This window comes from Photobacterium lipolyticum (genome assembly GCF_003026475.1).
Classification (GTDB): Bacteria; Pseudomonadota; Gammaproteobacteria; order Enterobacterales; family Vibrionaceae; genus Photobacterium; species Photobacterium lipolyticum.
Genome location: NZ_PYMC01000010.1, coordinates 144,678 through 162,207, shown reverse-complemented (window position 1 = coordinate 162,207; position 17,530 = coordinate 144,678). Strand labels below are relative to the sequence as shown.

Annotated in this window: 13 protein-coding genes; 3 read left to right on the top strand and 10 right to left on the bottom strand. The window is 48.9% G+C overall.

Annotated elements, in window-relative coordinates; all coding sequences use genetic code 11:
- Window positions 1–265 precede the first annotated feature (265 nt).
- The 4 genes from C9I89_RS14890 to hemL form a co-directional block, all read right to left on the bottom strand.
- Window positions 266–3,655, bottom strand: a complete 3,390-nt coding sequence (locus C9I89_RS14890; protein ID WP_170107707.1) for a response regulator — start codon at window positions 3,653–3,655, stop codon at window positions 266–268.
- Between the two features lie 288 nt (window positions 3,656–3,943).
- Complete coding sequence (gene rsmC, locus C9I89_RS14885) at window positions 3,944–4,963, bottom strand: 16S rRNA (guanine(1207)-N(2))-methyltransferase RsmC (RefSeq protein ID WP_107284126.1); 1,020 nt, start codon at window positions 4,961–4,963, stop codon at window positions 3,944–3,946.
- A gap of 180 nt (window positions 4,964–5,143) precedes the next feature.
- On the bottom strand, window positions 5,144–6,229 hold the full coding sequence (locus tag C9I89_RS14880) for an AI-2E family transporter (RefSeq protein WP_107284143.1): 1,086 nt from the start codon (window positions 6,227–6,229) through the stop codon (window positions 5,144–5,146).
- A 349-nt stretch (window positions 6,230–6,578) separates the two neighbouring features.
- Window positions 6,579–7,877, bottom strand: a complete 1,299-nt coding sequence (gene hemL / locus C9I89_RS14875) for a glutamate-1-semialdehyde 2,1-aminomutase (RefSeq protein ID WP_107284125.1) — start codon at window positions 7,875–7,877, stop codon at window positions 6,579–6,581.
- Between the two features lie 215 nt (window positions 7,878–8,092).
- Between hemL and clcA the strand changes: the two genes are divergently transcribed.
- The gene (gene clcA, locus C9I89_RS14870; RefSeq protein WP_107284124.1) at window positions 8,093–9,496 is read left to right on the top strand and encodes a H(+)/Cl(-) exchange transporter ClcA; all 1,404 of its coding nucleotides are present in this window, start codon (window positions 8,093–8,095) and stop codon (window positions 9,494–9,496) included.
- Between the two features lie 60 nt (window positions 9,497–9,556).
- Window positions 9,557–9,898 (top strand): iron-sulfur cluster insertion protein ErpA, encoded by a 342-nt coding sequence (gene erpA, locus C9I89_RS14865; RefSeq protein ID WP_107284123.1) that lies wholly within the window; start codon window positions 9,557–9,559, stop codon window positions 9,896–9,898.
- Between the two features lie 119 nt (window positions 9,899–10,017).
- On the opposite strand, the gene shyC is transcribed toward erpA, so the two are convergent.
- Window positions 10,018–11,337: a peptidoglycan DD-endopeptidase ShyC gene (shyC, locus tag C9I89_RS14860; RefSeq protein ID WP_107284122.1), complete on the bottom strand. Its 1,320-nt coding sequence runs from the start codon at window positions 11,335–11,337 to the stop codon at window positions 10,018–10,020.
- A 130-nt stretch (window positions 11,338–11,467) separates the two neighbouring features.
- On the opposite strand from shyC, the gene tyrS reads away from it, so the two are divergent.
- Window positions 11,468–12,655, top strand: a complete 1,188-nt coding sequence (gene tyrS / locus C9I89_RS14855) for a tyrosine--tRNA ligase (RefSeq protein ID WP_107284121.1) — start codon at window positions 11,468–11,470, stop codon at window positions 12,653–12,655.
- A 68-nt stretch (window positions 12,656–12,723) separates the two neighbouring features.
- Here the strand turns inward: tyrS and C9I89_RS14850 are convergent, their stop codons facing one another.
- The 5 genes from C9I89_RS14850 to C9I89_RS14830 form a co-directional block, all read right to left on the bottom strand.
- Window positions 12,724–13,335: a TRIC cation channel family protein gene (locus C9I89_RS14850; RefSeq protein ID WP_107284120.1), complete on the bottom strand. Its 612-nt coding sequence runs from the start codon at window positions 13,333–13,335 to the stop codon at window positions 12,724–12,726.
- 120 nt (window positions 13,336–13,455) lie between these two features.
- Complete coding sequence (gene btuF, locus C9I89_RS14845) at window positions 13,456–14,280, bottom strand: vitamin B12 ABC transporter substrate-binding protein BtuF (protein WP_107284119.1); 825 nt, start codon at window positions 14,278–14,280, stop codon at window positions 13,456–13,458.
- Window positions 14,281–15,237, bottom strand: a complete 957-nt coding sequence (locus C9I89_RS14840; RefSeq protein ID WP_107284118.1) for a cobalamin biosynthesis family protein — start codon at window positions 15,235–15,237, stop codon at window positions 14,281–14,283.
- A complete protein-coding gene (mtnN, locus tag C9I89_RS14835; RefSeq protein WP_107284117.1) occupies window positions 15,237–15,935 on the bottom strand; it encodes a 5'-methylthioadenosine/S-adenosylhomocysteine nucleosidase in 699 nt (232 codons plus the stop codon). Before mtnN ends, C9I89_RS14840 begins: the two co-directional genes overlap by 1 nt.
- Before the next feature lie 170 nt (window positions 15,936–16,105).
- Window positions 16,106–17,518, bottom strand: a complete 1,413-nt coding sequence (locus C9I89_RS14830) for an FAD-dependent oxidoreductase (RefSeq protein WP_107284116.1) — start codon at window positions 17,516–17,518, stop codon at window positions 16,106–16,108.
- Window positions 17,519–17,530 lie beyond the last annotated feature (12 nt).

The window sequence follows — 17,530 nt, the reverse complement described above, 5'->3', positions numbered from 1 at the left end:
TTGTGAGTTGCTTCTCATAAACTGAAATATCTTTGTGCTGGTCGTATTGTGAACGATTTGATGCCAACAATTGTGGTGAATCTGAGTGTGTGATAGCAGTTTTACCCCTTTTTTTGGTTGGTGAATCTATATTTTTAGCGTGATGGCATTCACGCTTTTCACTACGGATATAACAGCAAGATCTGGGGGCGGAAATGATAAATAAAGAAAAGCCCGCATCAGCGGGCTTCGTTATGTCGGCATTATCTTTAGTCGCTTGGGAATCTTAACTGATTATATGCTGCAGCTTGTCCCGCATGGCTTTGACGTCATGACGTTCAGATGAGGCTTCATTACAACGATCTAACACAAAATCGATAGTATTGATGACAGTGCGCCAGCGAGGCGTTTTCGGTAGCGTTTCGAGATGAAGATACTTATCGAGTGTACGTGTTTGCAGGGTACTGCGGTCTAAATAGACCCGCCATAAACCGCTTTCCTCGGCCAGTTCAAATTTAGTCTTCTTGGCAGATGTTTCCCAATATTTTAGTGTTGCTTTCATGACATCGACCAGCAGTTGTCGAACCATGTCGGTCTTATTTTTTCCATTGTCACCCAGCTTATCGGCAAGACGAGTGAATTCTCCCCCGAGTTCTCGTAACTGCTGGAGGTTATTTTTATCACCATCGAATGCAAAACCTGACAGTACCTCAATAGCACTTTCTAACATGTTGATGCGATGCTGTACGGAAGGTCCTTCAATATCAAAGACAAACATCCGTTTAAGTCCCGATTCTTCCGGTAGATTGATCACATTCGTCTCTAGTGGCTTCAGTTCATCACCTATCCGATAGGTCAGGCTGCCGTTAAAGTGATGACTGTTACTGATATCATCTGGCAAATGGGTAAGCAGAAGATCATCGATATTGTGTCGTTCCAGCTGCTCTGGGGCGCGTTTAAACAGCTTTCCCGCTGCATTGTTGGCGTAGCGGATCCGGCCTTCATTCTGGACGCACAGGATCGCTTCATTGGTCGACTCCATCAGGCCGAGCAGTCGGCTCTGGGTTTCTAATAACCCCTCTTCGATTAGCTCCCGGCGTTGGATTTCCTGTTGCAGAGCCTGATTCTTCTGGCGTTGGATCTCTGTCTGGCCAGCCTGAAGATGAGCACCGATGCGGGCGATCAATTCTTCTTTGTTGAATGGCTTTGTCAGGTAATCATTCGCACCGCATTCAAATCCTTTGATCCGATCTTGGACCTGGCCCAATGCTGACAGCATGATGACAGGCAGCTCAAGTCGTGAATGCTGTTTGCGTAAGGTCAGACAAACCTCATAGCCACTCATTTCCGGCATCATGACATCGAGTAGCATCAATGCGGGTTGGTGTTGTTCAAGCAATTTAAGTGCCTGAGGGCCGTTTTCTGCCGTGAGTACCCGATAACCTTCCAGCCGTAAGAAATTATTGAGCACTTGCCGGTTCACGGGTTCGTCATCGACGATAAGCAGCAGCTCGCCATCAGGATTTTCCGGCAGACTCTCCGTTTCACAGCTGGCGGTATTGAGTGAAGATACCTGAAAGTGACTATTGCGCAGAGTCGGCTTGTTACTGGCAATCTCGTCTTTTGAGGCCTGGTTTAGCGTAAAGCTAAATGTTGCGCCAACCATCGGCTGGCTGCTGACATAGAGCCTTCCCCCCATTAGCTCAATGAGCTGGCGGCTGATTGACAGTCCGAGCCCGGCACCCTGGCGATAGTTGGAGGAGCTTGTGTTCGCCTGAATTAGCGGTTCAAAAATATGTTCCAGCTGCTCAGCTGGGATCCCCTGACCGGTGTCGACGACCTGAATACGAATTTGATTTTCCAGCACTGTTGCCGAGAGGACGATTTTTCCTTCCGATGTGTATTTGATGGCATTGCCGACCAAGTTGTACAACACTTGTTCTAAGCGCTGTTCATCGGCCATGACGGGGGGGAGATCATCGGGGATCTGATTGATAATACGGATTGGCTTACTGCCCAGCAGATGGCTTGATAACTCCAGGACTAACCGGATCGCAGATGCCAGATCGACGGGATGCTTCTCGATATCAAGATCGCCGTAGCGCATTTTGTGGTAATCAAGCAGATCATCAACCAGATCCGTCAGGCGTTGTCCGCTGTTGATCAGCATTTCCAGTTGACGGCGTTGTGAAATTTGTACCGGGCCATTAACGCCAGCCAACAGTGATTCGGCAATGCCTACCATGCCATGAAGCGGGGTGCGTAATTCATGTGATGTGGTGGCCAGAAATTCATCCTTTAGTTTATCGGCGATCTGCAAGTCTTCATTTTGTTGCTGAATAACGGTCAGGTTCTGTTCCAATTCGTTATTTTGCTCACGGATCAGGGTAATTTTCTCCCTGACTGAACGCTGCATTCGGGCAAAACTGACCGCCAGGCGACCGATTTCATCACGACGCTCGGTACTTTCAATCTTCTGCTCTAAGTCGCCGGCTGATACCCGTTCTGCAGCCCAGGTCAGGCGCAGTAAGGGCGCGGTGATAGAATTTGACAGCCAGTGCGAAATGATAATGACGAACACGATGGCGGTTAGCATGGCGGCGAAAAAGATTTTTTCCACTTGGCGAATTCGCGCAAAAGCTTCTTCTTCCGGCAGTTCAATCACCAAGGCCCAGGGGTAACCCAGAACATTTACCGGTGAGAAAGCGCTGAGTACAGGTACTTGATTGAAATTGGTAAAACGACCTACTCCGGTATTACCGGTCAGTGCGGCTTCTATGCTTTGGCTGCTCAGCTTTCCCGGTATGTTTTGACCGGGCGGGATCCGCAGTTGATGATCCGGGCCGACTAATAGGGTCTGGGCGAAGTTGTTGCTACTGTCACGATCATTAATCAGTTCGCTGATCGCCTGATTGCTTAATTCAAAAAATACGTAGCTGTGTAAATAACCTTGCTGAATGATTGGAGCGGCAAACCACGCGATGGTTTCGGTGCCATCAGGGCGCTGGCTGAAATCAGTAAATACGACGGGCACTTGATCCGGCTCGGCCTGATACTTTTGGGTCTTTTCAGCAATGGCGGCAAAGGTCTGGGTTAATGCATCGAAATGGGATTCATCCGAGAGCAGATTAAGGCCGAACTTATCAGGGTTATAAACGGAGTAAACAATATTTCCGTTGATATCAACCAGCATAATATCACTGAAGTCAGAGCGCTTCAGGTACTCCTGATAAACCCTGTTGTAACGTTTATACATCAGTCGGTAACGTTCGTGACCAACATAATTGGCTGAGCTTGTATTAAGGTTGTTCGTCGATTTTTCCGAGAGGGTTTCGGTATAATAGCGGCTGTTGCTGATGTTTTTTGTGAGTGCCGCTATATCTCCTAACTGATTAAAGGCACCCACCAGGCCATAAAAACGGCCGCCACTGGCATTTGACAGTTCAGAACGGGCAAAACTCTGCACTTCAGATTCTTTTGCCGCAAAAAAACTGTTGAGTTGTTTTTTCTTGTTATCGAGCAGAGACGCCAGATGGTTGGTGCTCTGCTCGGCCAGATCGTTAGAGTGAGAGTTGAGGAAAAAGAAAGCTGATAGCGTCAGTGGGGTTATGCTGAGCACTAAAAAAGCCAGCATCAAAGTATGCTGTAGACGTTTGAATAGTTTGGTATTCTGCATTCCTGTGCCTGAATTTAACGTATTTGAATTCGAGTGAAGTCGGCCATCTATTTTTAACAATGCCTGGGTCATGGTGATGGATGTGTTTTGACGTTTTGTGCGTATTGTGCGTATTGTTGATTTTATTTTTTGCGTATAACTCTTTATACGGAGTTTTTTTTTGCAATCAAGTAAGTTGGAAGGGAAGCGTGTACTGATACACAGAATTGACAATGTTGACGGAGCAATGGGGCCAAAAAAGTCCGATAACGGGCAGGCTGGGTGGGAGGCAGCCTGCTGCAGTGATAGTTATTTTGTGGAGGAATAAATATTGAATTTATTTGTTTTAGCGCTGATCTCGCATTGTCCCAGGCTCTGTTCAATCAGTGGCGGGTATCGCAGGAAGCTGTTGGCAACAATTATGAGTTTACCACCCTCAGCCAGATGGTTTGGCGCGTGAGCGATAAAGTCTTCGGTGGCGCGGTAGAAGGTTTTTAAACCAGCGTGAAACGGAGGGTTACTGATTAAATAGTTATACCGTCCTTCCAGTGCTGAATAGACATCTGTCGCGGTAAAGGTTGCCGTAAGGTTGTTGACCTCAAACGTCTCTTTGGCCGAGGCGAGAGCCAGCGCACTGATGTCACACAGCTCTAACTCGATACGCGGATTCTTCGCTTTCATTACAGCGCCGATCACCCCGGCACCACAGCCGAAATCGAGCACTCTGCCGCGTAGTGACGGTAACGTATTTAATAACAGTTCAGAGCCTTTATCGAATTCACCGTGGCTGAATACACCTGGTAGTGAACGAACGGTTAACTCGACACCTGCAACGTTGATGGGATAGCTGCGGAACCATTGGTTGATGTCAAATGGCTGTGCTTCGTTATCACAGCGCCCCCAGTAAAAGCTACAACGACGAGCGGTATCATACTTGGTTAACGGTCCATATGACTGAAACATTTTTTCTGCACTGCGAACCCCGCTGCGGTTCTCGCCGACAATGCAGACTTCAGTGTCAGGGCCAAACTTTGCCAGTACCATCGACAGTAGATAGTCAGCTTCAGCTTTTGCTTTCGGCCAGTAAATTAAGACCATATCGATGTCTAATGAGGCCTCCAGCTGAGCGCCGAAGTGACATTCAAGCTGAGCGTGGTGGCTCATCGAGCGGTAGTAGCCATAGTTAGTGGTAAAGATCGCAACAGACTTAGCGACATTGGTTAGTTCAAGCGGAAATGCATCGCTTAACTCGCCGACGACAAGTACCTTTCGATCTTCAAAAAACGCTAACTGGCGGGCAACGACCTGGCTCGCGGCGGTATAAGACATAGATGGCCTCAATAAAACATAACTAGGTTAAGGGCGCGAATTGTTCCATAAAACACTGAGTATGGAAAGCTGATAGGCGCCACACGATAAGTGTGGCGCTATAAGTAAGGGCGTACTGCCTGGCTGCGAGAATTGAAGTGATACTCGCGGTGACCGAGGCTTAACTGACACTAGTGGTTATTAACTTTGGTCTTGATTATCAAGAAATTCTTTAAATTCAATCTCATAAAGTTTAAATAGCACTAAGGTGACCGAGAAAATAATTGGGCCGTAAATTAAACCAATCAAGCCGAATAAGTGCAGTCCTCCTAAGATCGAGAAGAAGATCAGCAAGGTATTCATTCCTGAGTTACCCTGCATTAATAATGGCCGCAAAATATTATCGATGGAGCCCACGACTATGATCCCCCAGCCACAGAGGAACAGTGCCCATTCCCATTGATTGATCAGGAGCAGGTAGATGGCAGCGGGAAGCCAGATCAGCGCGGTACCAAATACCGGAATGAAGGAGGCGAAGGCCATCATCGACCCCCAGAATAGCCCAGGAAAACCTGTCAGCCACATGGCAAAACCACCGGCAAAGCCCTGGGCTAATGCGGTCAGAAAGGATCCGAGTACGGCTGATTTTGCGACTTGCTCAACTTCGGTCAGCAGCGCATCTTCCTGGCTGCGGGACAGCGGCAGAACGTGGCGTAAGGCCTTAACCATCTTGCCGTGATCGCGTAATAAGAAAAACAGCACAAACAGCATCAGCATAAAATTGATCACAAAATTGGTAGCATCCCCAAGGATCTTTGCGCTGATATTGAGTAGTTGTGAACCGAATTTAGATGCCGCCAAGGCAATTTTCTGAAGGATCGCCTGGGCATCAATGCCTTCAAACGGTGACAATTTATCGATTAATAAAAGTGCTTTTTGGGCGTATGGGTGGGCAAGTAGTTCTTTGGCGCCCCCTTCGGATAGCCAAGTATAGCTTTCTTTTGAGAAGGTGGTGCCCTGATGCACAATGGAGGAAAATACGATCAGCAGCGGGATCACAATGATAAAGGTCAGCAGGGTGCAGGAAATCATTGCGGCACTGTTTGGCTTCTTGGGCATCTTGGCTTCTATTCTGGTGTGCAGGGGGGAATAGAGCAAAGAGATAATAAACGCCATGACAATCGGGCCAAGATAGGGTTCTACCAGTCGGTAGCTGGCATAGGCGGCAAGCCCCAGTGCAGCCATTAGCAGCCAGTGGCTAGGTTCTACTTTAAACTGTTTTGGCACTTTATTGTCCTTCTCGCTGAATTCTGCATCTTGAGGTAGTCTGGGCATATAATCGCATCTATTCCTCATAGGTAGCAATGTGAATGCGCTGTTAATTATATTTTTAATCAAAAACTTATTCGGTAGGGTGTGATGGGATGCTGTGATTGCGGTGGTGACACCAAGAAAAAACGCAAGTTACCATTAGCGGGTCTGGTGGTGTTTGGGGTGTGTCTGCTTGTTATCTACTTCTGGCAGTAAATAGCGGGTGCAGAAAGCTGATACGGGGCCGTCTTAGAGATGACAATATAACAACGCCACTCTGTGAGTGGCGTTGTTAGTTATTGCGGGTCGCTGTCAAAATAGCGAATTAAGCTTGGGCTTCTTTTGCCAGAGTAGCAAAAGCCATCTCTGCGGCACCGAGTGTCGCTTCAATTTCTTTTTCGCCATGGGCCAGCGAGGTAAAGCAGGCTTCATAGGCTGATGGTGCCAGGTAGACACCATTTTTCAGCATCAGGTTAAAGAAGCGCTTGAAGCGTTCAATGTCGCATTTGGTCACGTCAGCATAGCTGGTGACTTGCTCTTGATCGGTAAAGAAGAAACCGAACATGCCGCCAACCTGGTTGATGGCCAGTGGAATACCATACTTGTCAGCCAGCGCTTTAAAGCCTTCGGCCAGACGCTTAGTGGTATTCGCCAGACGCTTCTCATTGCCTTCTTGGGTTAAAACAGTCAGGCAGGCATGACCTGCAGCCATGGCTACCGGGTTGCCCGATAAGGTACCCGCCTGATAAACCGGGCCGGTTGGCGCAATATACTGCATGACGTCTTTACGGCCACCAAATGCACCGACTGGCATGCCACCACCGATGATTTTACCGAGTGTCGTCAGATCCGGCTTGACGTTGTAATAGCCCTGAGCACCACCTTCAGATACACGGAAGCCTGTCATTACCTCATCAAGAATTAAGAGTGCGCCAAACTGATCGCAAATTTCACGCAATCCTTCAAGGAAGCCCGGAACGGGTGGAATACAGTTCATGTTGCCAGCGACAGGTTCCACAATGATACAAGCAACTTGATCAGGGTGCTCAGCAAACGCTTCACGTACAGAATCAAGGTCGTTATAAGTACAAGTCAGCGTATGTTTAGCAAAATCAGCCGGTACGCCCGGAGAGCTTGGCTGGCCTAGGGTAAGGGCACCAGAACCGGCTTTCACCAGCAGGCAGTCAGCATGGCCATGGTAACAGCCTTCAAATTTGATGATTTTGTCACGGTTGGTATAGCCACGAGCGAGGCGGATAGCACTCATGGTGGCTTCCGTTCCAGAGCTCACCATACGGACTTGCTCCATGGAAGGCACAAGCTTAGAAACCAGTTCAGCCATGGTGATTTCCATTTCGGTCGGCGCACCAAAACTCAGGCCTTGCTGTGCTGCGTTGATGACCGCATCACGGACAGCGACATGGTTATGACCCAGAATCATCGGACCCCAAGAGCCTACGTAGTCGATATACGCTTTACCATCAGCATCAAAAATATATGCGCCGTCTGCTCGCTCGATGAACAGCGGGCTGCCGCCAACACCGGCAAAGGCGCGAACTGGTGAGTTAACACCACCTGGGATCGTTTTTTGTGCTTTAGCAAATAAATCAGCTGATTTGCTCATTGTGATGTCCTATTTTCTAGTTTATCCGGCGATTGTACCTAATATATCGGGAGCTTGGCGAGTTTGATTTTCGTTACTTCGGTCACAGATGGAAAGCTAGTTTTCAACATTGATGCTGTAAAAAGAGGGCTCACTCGGCTACTCTTGTTGCGGACGATTTTCGTCCTTCCTGTCTGCTCCTTCCGGAGCAATCTACTCTAAGATACGGCTGACTAATGACTGATAACACCCGAGGCACTCCTGCGCCTGAACGCCTGCAACCTAGTGGACTGGTTCGGAGATTTCTCTCTCGCGATAAAACCCCCGTTTCTGTTCTTTTTCTTGCCGCGTTGGTAGGGCTGTTAGCCGGATTGCTTGCGACCTTGTTCGAGATCGGCGTGCATTGGGTTTCGGAGCAGCGCACCGAGTGGCTGCGTGATGTGATCAGCAGTGTTTTTCCCTTGTGGTTGGTGGCTTTTATGATCAGTGCTGGGCTGGCACTGGTGGGGTATTTTTTGGTTCATCGTTTTGCCCCGGAAGCTGCAGGATCGGGGATCCCTGAAATCGAAGGGGCGATGGATGATATGCGTCCGGTTCGCTGGTGGCGGGTATTACCGGTCAAATTTATCGGTGGACTGGGGGCCTTGGGATCCGGAATGGTATTGGGGCGTGAAGGGCCGACGGTGCAGATGGGCGGAAATCTTGGCCGTATGGTGTCTGATATCTTTCGCTTGAAAGATAAGGAAGGCCGCCATGCTTTGTTGGCTTCTGGTGCTGCCGGTGGTTTAGCCGCTGCTTTTAATGCCCCGTTGGCCGGCATTATGTTTGTGGTCGAGGAAATGCGACCGCAATTTCGTTACAGCTTGATCTCCATTAAATGTGTCATTATTTCGGCAATCGTTGCGAATATTGTTTTTCGCAGTATTAAGGGGCAGCATGCGGTGATCACGATGCCGCAATATGACGCCCCCATGCTGAAAGCGCTGTGGTTATTTTTATTGCTGGGGATGTTTTTTGGTGTGTTTGGGGTGATTTTTAATCGCCTGATCACGTTGTCGCAAGATCTTTTTGTTCGCATTCACCGCAATGACCGTAAGCGTTATCTGATCACCGGAACCTTGCTGGGCGGTTGTTTTGGTCTGATATTATTGTATCTGCCAGAATTGACGGGGGGCGGGATTGCCATTATTCCCAATGCGACCAATGGTGATTACAGTATCAGCCTGTTGCTGATCCTATTCTTAGCACGGGTGGCAACGACCTTATTGTGCTTTGGCTCGGGAGCGCCCGGTGGTATTTTTGCTCCGATGCTGGCATTGGGCACCTTGTTTGGCACTTTTTTTGGTTCTGTCGCTCAGCTGATGTTTCCGGACTTGGGATTGGAGCCGGGTATGTTTGCGATTGCCGGGATGGGGGCATTATTTGCTGCAACAGTACGGGCACCGATCACCGGTATTTTGCTGGTTATTGAGATGACCAATAATTATGATCTGATCTTACCATTGATTATCACGACTTTGGGTGCCACCATGTTGGCACAGGTGCTAGGCGGTCAGCCAATTTATTCACAATTGCTGCTTCGCACGATAAAGAAAGAAAAATTACGGCAAGATAACCGATCTGATGTGGTGAATACTTGAACGAGATAGTCAGGTATTAGATAATCACATTAATTACCGCATGTGTTTGAGAGGTTTTTAATGAGCGATGCCAATTTGCCACTGACGTTTTCTGATGTTGCTGCGAATAAAGTGAAAGCGCTAATCGCCGAGGAAGAAAACCCGAACCTGAAACTACGCGTGTATATCACCGGTGGTGGTTGCAGTGGTTTCCAGTATGGCTTTACTTTTGATGAAAAAGTGAATGACGGCGATATGACTATCGAGAATAGCGGGGTGACTCTGGTGGTTGATCCCATGAGCCTGCAGTACCTGATCGGTGGTGTTGTTGATTATACCGAAGGGTTGGAAGGTTCTCGTTTCTTCGTGAATAATCCTAATGCAACAACGACTTGTGGTTGCGGAGCATCATTCAGCGTATAGAAAGTTACCGGGGATACCCGCGATTAAGTATCGAATCGGTAAAAGAAAAGCCGTCACAATGTGGCGGCTTTTTTATTGTTCTGTTTAGCTAACTAGGGCTATTGGCCAACCAGAGCGCGCTAGCCCCGGTTGGCAATTAACGGACTGTTGTCAGCCAGCAGCTGGCTAAATTGAGTCAGCTGGCTTAACCGCTTACGGGCATGCTTCTGGAAGGCGGTTTTCTCTTTGCCTCGCAGCGACTCTGCTTGTGGTAATTTCACTGTACGGGGATTCTTGTGAACGCCGTTGACCAGAAATTCATAGTGCAGGTGAGGGCCGGTAACGCGGCCAGTTCCACCTAATGTCCCTACCAGCTGTCCTTGTTTAACCCGCTCTCCGGTTTTCACTTTTCGCTTCGTCATGTGCAGGTACTTCGTGATGTAAGTAGAGCTATGGCGAATAAATACATAGTTACCATTGAACTTGTTGTAACCCGATTTCAACACCACGCCATCGCCTGCCGCCCAGATCGGGGTACCCACAGGGGCGACATAATCGGTGCCTCGGTGGGCTTTTACCTGACCTGTCACAGGGTGCAGGCGGCGGGGATTGAAGTTTGAGCTCACATAACGGAAATTAATCGGTGAACGGAGGAATGCTTTACGCATGGCATTGCCATTTTGATCGTAATATTTGCCGTCTTCGCTACGTACTGCAGTAAAGGTTTGCCCGAGGTTGGTAAAAGTGGCAGCCAGGATATTGCCACGGCCAATGGGATCGCCTTCGACAAAGTGCTCTTCAAATAGCACCGAGAAATTGTCACCTTCACGGATATCAAGGGCAAAGTCGATATCCCAGCCAAAGATACCGGCAATTTCCATGATCTGGTTGGCGGTTAAACCGGCTTTATCAGCGGCATTCCAGAAGCTCGAAGTGATCGTCGCCTGGGCAAAGTTGAATTGGGTGTCGATCTTTTTCTTTTCTTCCTTGGAATGGAAGGTGTCACCCGCCCGAGTGATGACAAGGGTTTGGGTGGCATTTTTCGGTTGGATTAGCTGAATCAGGTCATTCTTATCATCAAAGCCAAATTTTAGGGTATCGCCCGGACGTAATGACGTCAGGCTTTTGGTACCGTCATCGGCATTTACTAAACGATAAAGCGTTCCTGGGCTTAACCCGACTTTATCAAATACCACAGCCAGGCTTTCGCCGGACTGTACTTGGTGGTTTTTCCACCTTAACGCCGGATATTGCGGCTCTTCGTCTTCTATTGCGGGTTTAAGCTGATGGGAATCAAGGCTGAGATCAAGCGAGTAGGCTTTACCAATTTCAAACTTACGTTCCGTCTGGGCGACTTTTTCTGGACCCGGAATAAGGAGCAGCAGTACCACAAAGGCACTGAGGAAAGTGATGAGGATTTGATGCATCCTAGGCAGTCGGGCAAGTTTCGATAGTAACATTGGTAAAGTAATTTAAGCGCAAAAGAAAAAAATAAGACAGTGCCTAGTCTAACTGGTTTCAAAAAACATCTCTATTCAAGTAAGATGGTTGATTATTACTTTTTTGCCAATTCTGTGGGAGCGAACAAGAATGGCCAGCATTGAACAAGCTTTAGCTGAAATTAAGCGTGGTGTTGATGAGCTGATTCCAGAAGAAGAGCTGATTGCCAAATTAAAAGAAAACCGTCCTTTACGTATTAAATTAGGTGCCGATCCAACCGCTCCTGATATTCACTTAGGTCACACCGTCATTCTTAACAAGCTGCGTACTTTCCAGGAACTCGGCCATGACGTCACTTTCCTGATCGGTGACTTTACCGGAATGGTTGGTGATCCTACGGGTAAAAATACGACGCGTCCGCCGCTAACGCGCGAAGACGTGCTGGCGAATGCTGAAACCTATAAAGAGCAGGTTTTCAAAATTCTTGATCCGGCTAAAACCAAAATCGAGTTTAACTCTTCATGGCTATCTGATCTGGGTGCTGAGGGGTTAATCCGCCTTGCAGCCAACCAGACGGTTGCTCGTATGCTTGAGCGTGACGATTTTAAAAAGCGTTACAACGAAGGCCGTCCGATTGCGATCCACGAGTTCATGTATCCGCTGCTGCAGGGTTACGATTCGGTCGCCATGGAAACGGACGTAGAGCTTGGCGGCACCGATCAGAAATTCAATCTGCTGATGGGCCGTGAATTGCAGAGAGCCCATGGCCAGAAGCCTCAGGTTGTCCTGACCCTGCCTCTTCTTGTTGGCCTAGACGGCGAGAAGAAGATGTCTAAATCAGCTAATAACTACATTGGTATTGCTGATGTGCCAAGCGAGATGTTCGGTAAGATCATGTCTATCTCTGATGATCTGATGTGGAATTACTACGAGCTGCTTTCTTTCCGTCCGATCGAAGAAATCGAGCAGTTCAAAGTTGATATGGCGAACGGTCAGAACCCGCGCGATATCAAAATCCGCCTTGCGAAAGAAATCATTGCACGTTTCCATTCTGAAGCGGATGCTGATGCGGCCGAGCAGGAGTTCATCAATCGCTTCCAGAAAGGCGCGATGCCAGACGAGATGCCAGAATTTGAATTCGAAGCCGGTATCGCGATTGGTAACTTGCTGAAAGATGCGGGTTTGGTTAACTCAACCTCTGATGCTATGCGTATGATCCGTCAGGGTGCGGCTAAAATCGATGGTGATAAAATCGAAGATACTAAGCTGGTACCTGCAGCGGGTACTGCGGTCTATCAGGTGGGTAAGCGTAAGTTTGCACGTGTCACATTGAAGTAATGCTTTCGGGTATGACTAGTTGATAGAGAAAAGGCGCTTAAAGCGCCTTTTTTTGATGTTTATTGAATTTAACCCCGCAGGGCTAACGTCGGTAACGATAAATGCCAGCGGATTGCCGCAAGGCGAATCGTCAGGGTGGTAATGATCCCTGCCAGAGTCGCAACCGCAGGATCAACGTCGAAGCTCAAGCCGACAGTATGAATGATACCGCCAAGAATACAGGCTGTCGCATATACTTCGGTGCGCAATACCATGGGAATTTCTCTGGCCAGAACGTCACGGATCACGCCACCGCCACAGCCAGTAATAACCCCCATAATAACCGCGACCATAGGCGATGCGCCAAAACGCAGGGCCTTTTCCACCCCGATGGCAACAAACACCGCCAGGCCGATGGCATCGGCGACCGGCAGAAAGTACCACGGCATGCGTCTAGGACGGCGAACGGCCAGCATGGCAAGAAAGCAAGTGACGAAAATAACCCACAGGTAGTTGGTATCAGTGATCCAGAAGACCGGGGTTGCCCCCAGGGCCATATCACGGATCGTACCACCGCCAATAGCCGTTACACTGGCCAGTACAACCACACCAAAAGGGTCCATTCGTAAACGGCCCGCCAGTAACACACCCGATGCAGCGAAAACGGCAGTGCCGAACATATCGAGAATATAGATAAGCATGTCTGTACCTATTGGAGAAAAGAGCGAGAGAAGCCGGCTGAGATTGTACGAGGAAATGAAACCGGCTCAACTTGCTGACATCGCTTTGTGAGCCGATTCACACCGAATGTTGGTAACCTGTTACAGGTCGTCTTTTCTTACGCTATCCAGCAACTCGCAAACCTGCTTGACGGCTTTGATAGTACGTGGAGTCGGACGGTTTAACCAATCAGCTTGCAAGGTGAAAATATGTTGGTTATCGACCGCAGGCAATTTGCCTAGCCACTTATTCCAGACACTGGTGTCAGTGCCTGAGTGGGGAGTGCCAAATATCACCTCGGGTTGGCGAGTAACCACCTGTTCTTCAGAGACTTGTGGGTAGGTCGCAATACTGTCAGCGAAGATATTCTGTCCGCCGCAAACGGTAAATATCGGAGTCGGCCAGCTACCATTGGCCGCGGTAATGATCGGCGAAGCGCTCAGCTGATAGAAAAAACGAACAGGGCGCAGATCCTGGTGCTGACGCTGAAGGTCGGTTAATTGCTGGCGGAACTGATTTGCGGTATTTTCGGCGTATTCGGGCTGGGAAGAATACTGGCCAAGCGCCTCAATCGTATTTGGAATATCTTCAAGTCGAGTGGGATTTGAGTAATAAACTTCGATACCTAATTGTTCTAGCTTAGCCATTTCCCGCGGTGGGTTCCCCCCTTTCCAAGCCAGGATCAGGTCCGGTTTCAGGGCGACTATCCGTTCGAGTTTAACGCCGCGGTAGTTAGCCACCCGTTCCAGTTTGGTTGCCGCTTCCGGATAATCGCTGTAATCACTGACTGCGATTAATTGGTCACCGAGGCCCGCGGCATAAGCCAGTTCCGTCGTGTGGGGAGACAGGCTAATGACACGCTCAACAGCTTGGTTGGCAGCACTCACCGCTGAAAAAAAGAGTAAACAGAGACAGGGCAGGCGCACTTATATTTCTCCTTTAAATATGAAAATGAGAGCGCTTTGGATGATCACCCAGATAAGCAGCCGACTGGTGATCATCTGTTGTATTTGGGCCAAATGAAATGCAGACGGAGCAATTTTACCACCGACACGGGGGCGCTCCCTTTTTCTATCATCATAGATGGCAGGTCCACCCAGTGATAACGATAATTTATGACCGGTTGCGATCAGTAACCAGCCCGGTCCGGGTAACAGCCAGTCCTCCCCTTGTTTAATCAGGCCTTGTAATGCCGCTTTTGCATTGTGACCAAGACTGATCAGCAAGGCTAAAATGCGTAGTGGAACAATATCCAATATCGCCAGAATGCGTACAGCGGGAAGGCCAAATACATCATATTGATGTCGGCTTGGTGACCATGTGCGAGCCAGGCTGACAGCCAAACGATACAAGAGAGCCCCGATCCCTCCGGCTAAGGCATACCAGAATAAAACCCCGGCAACTAGGCGGCCGTAACTGAGTAACTGCGTTTCAGCGCAAGCCTTACCCAGCCCGAGCAATGACAGGTTCTGAGTATTTCGGTTGAGGGGATAGGCCAGCAACTGGCGACAGCGGGTTTTGTCTTCTTTGGCGTAAGCGCTGATAAAGTGTTTGCTGAGCCTGGCGGTGTTTTTCCAATCGAGCGCTATCCACAACAGGGTTAACTGAAACAGGGTTTCTATCCATACCAGCTGGTACAGCGCAATGAGTAAGATAAGTACCGTGACCCACATCAGCGCCCAGGCCAGCAAGCCTGAAAGTAAGCGTTGCCGGCGATTATCTTTAGGGTTGTTCACCTTATCAGCGATTAAAATCGCTAAACGTTGCCAGATATGCAGAGGATGAAGCGTGGCAGGAATGGGAACAAACCAATGAATGGCTAACGCTCCCCACATTGCAAGCAGGGAGCTGTTATTTAGCAAGAGCGCCAGGGTATCAGTCATTACTGATTCAATAGCTCAACCATTTTAGTAATCATGATCGACGAACTCTTTGCCGCGAGTGGCAAGAACTCTTCAAAGCTCATCGGTGATTCTTTGTCAGCCACATCAGAGATGGCACGAACCACCACAAAAGGGATATCAAACTGGTGACAAGCCTGAGCAATAGCTGCGGCTTCCATTTCTACTGCGATAGCTGTCGGGAAGTTCTGGCGAATAAAATTCTGCTTTTCAGCGCTGCAGACAAATGCATCGCCGGTACAGATCAGGCCGCGAACCGCGTGCATGTCATCCATCGTCGCCAGTGCCTGTTCTGCGCAATTCATCAGTTTTTCGTCTGATGTAAACGCAGCTGGCTGCTGTGCCATCTGACCTATTTCATAACCAAATGCTGTCACGTCAGCATCGTGGTAACGTACTTCAGTTGAAATAACCACATCACCCAGATTCAGGCTTGGGGCAAAACCACCGGCAGAGCCAGTATTAAGTACGACATCTGGCTGGAAATTTTCCAGTAAAACAGCCGTTCCAATGGCCGCAGCAACTTTACCGATGCCAGATTGCAACAAGACAACATCAGCACCGTTCAGGGTACCGGTGTAAAAGGTACAACCTGCTTTTTTGTGGGTTTCGCAGTGCGTCAGTTGCTCTTTCAGGATGGCAACTTCTTGCTCCATCGCGCCAATAATGCCGATTTTCATCAATCTGTTCTCTTGTTGGTCAATACTTGTTGCGCTAGTCGCAACGAGAAAAGTAATAATTGTAACACGGAGCGGGGATGGTTGAAGCAACAAAAAACGAGAGGCTGGGATAGCACTCTCGTTATTTTTGGACAACGTGTGGAGAACAGCTTTGCTCCTTAACTCATGGGTCAGATGTCGAGATAATCAAGGATCCCTTGTGCTGCTAAACGCCCTTCATTAATGGCCGTGACGACTAAATCAGAGCCACGTACGGCATCACCACCGGCAAAAATCTTCTCGTTGGATGTCTGGAACGGGTAGCGAGATTCTTCCGGGGCTTTGATCCGGCCATTCTGATCCAGCTCGACATTAAAGTTTTCCAGCCAAGGCATGACATGCGGTTGGAAACCAAAGGCCATAATAACGACATCAGCCTCCAGTACGTGTTCGCTGCCTTCAACAAGCTCGGGGTGACGACGGCCTGCTTCATCTGGCGCCCCCAACGCTGTGTTGACGACGTTGACGCCTGTCACCTGGCCGTGGCCATTAATGTGGATACTCAGAGGCTGCAGGTTAAACATGAAATTAACCCCTTCCTCGCGGGCATTTTTAAATTCACGCTTGGAACCCGGCATATTGGCAGCATCGCGACGATAAGCACAGATCACTTCTTTTGCGTTCTGGCGAATAGAGGTCCGCACACAGTCCATCGCCGTATCGCCTCCTCCTAGCACCACCACACGTTTTCCTTTCATGTCGAGAAAGTCAGCGTCACTTTTCAGCCCCATTACCCGGTAGGCATTGGAAACTAAGAATGGCAGCGCGTCGTAAACGCCCTGAGCTTCTTCATTTTCCAGACCTGCCCGCATGTTTTTATACGTACCGACCCCCAGGAAAACCGCATCATATTCACTGAGCAGCTGTTTCATCTGGATGTTTTTACCAATCTCGGTATTGAGGCGGAAATCAACGCCCATTTCTGTAAAGATCCTGCGGCGATTGGCCATCACACTTTTTTCCAGCTTGAATGATGGGATCCCAAAGGTCAGTAAGCCACCAATCTCCGGGTAGCGATCAAAGACTACGGGTTTAACGCCGTTACGAACCAGAATATCGGCACACGACAAGCCTGCCGGTCCCGCGCCGATAATCGCGACTTTTTTGTCGACCCACTCAACATGAGACATATCTGGTTTCCAGCCCATTTCAAAGGCTTTATCGGTGATGTATTTTTCGATATTGCCGATAGCGACTGCGCCAAAGTCATCATTCAGTGTACAGGAACCTTCACACAGCCGATCTTGCGGACATACCCGGCCACACACTTCTGGCAGGGTGTTAGTCTGGTGTGCCAGCTCAACCGCTTCGAGGATCCGCCCCTCATTGGCTAAGCTTAACCATTGCGGGATGTAGTTATGTACCGGGCACTTCCATTCGCAATACGGGTTACCACAATCAAGACAGCGATCAGCCTGAGCACTGGCTTGTTGCGGAGTAAAAGGTTCGTAGACTTCGACAAACTCAATTTTACGGATGCTGAGCGGCTTTTTAGGCGGATCAACGCGCTCGACATCAATAAATTGGTAAACGTTCTGGCTCATTCGGTTTCCCTT

Excerpts from the sequence above, each read along its gene's own strand:
- C9I89_RS14890 (WP_170107707.1), bottom strand. The coding sequence starts at position 3,655 with ATGCAGAATACCAAACTATTCAAACGTCTACAGCATACTTTGATGCTG.
- rsmC (WP_107284126.1), bottom strand. The coding sequence starts at position 4,963 with ATGTCTTATACCGCCGCGAGCCAGGTCGTTGCCCGCCAGTTAGCGTTT.
- hemL (WP_107284125.1), bottom strand. The coding sequence starts at position 7,877 with ATGAGCAAATCAGCTGATTTATTTGCTAAAGCACAAAAAACGATCCCA.
- clcA (WP_107284124.1), top strand. The coding sequence starts at position 8,093 with ATGACTGATAACACCCGAGGCACTCCTGCGCCTGAACGCCTGCAACCT.
- erpA (WP_107284123.1), top strand. The coding sequence starts at position 9,557 with ATGAGCGATGCCAATTTGCCACTGACGTTTTCTGATGTTGCTGCGAAT.
- shyC (WP_107284122.1), bottom strand. The coding sequence starts at position 11,337 with ATGTTACTATCGAAACTTGCCCGACTGCCTAGGATGCATCAAATCCTC.
- tyrS (WP_107284121.1), top strand. The coding sequence starts at position 11,468 with ATGGCCAGCATTGAACAAGCTTTAGCTGAAATTAAGCGTGGTGTTGAT.
- C9I89_RS14850 (WP_107284120.1), bottom strand. The coding sequence starts at position 13,335 with ATGCTTATCTATATTCTCGATATGTTCGGCACTGCCGTTTTCGCTGCA.
- C9I89_RS14840 (WP_107284118.1), bottom strand. The coding sequence starts at position 15,237 with ATGACTGATACCCTGGCGCTCTTGCTAAATAACAGCTCCCTGCTTGCA.
- mtnN (WP_107284117.1), bottom strand. The coding sequence starts at position 15,935 with ATGAAAATCGGCATTATTGGCGCGATGGAGCAAGAAGTTGCCATCCTG.
- C9I89_RS14830 (WP_107284116.1), bottom strand. The coding sequence starts at position 17,518 with ATGAGCCAGAACGTTTACCAATTTATTGATGTCGAGCGCGTTGATCCG.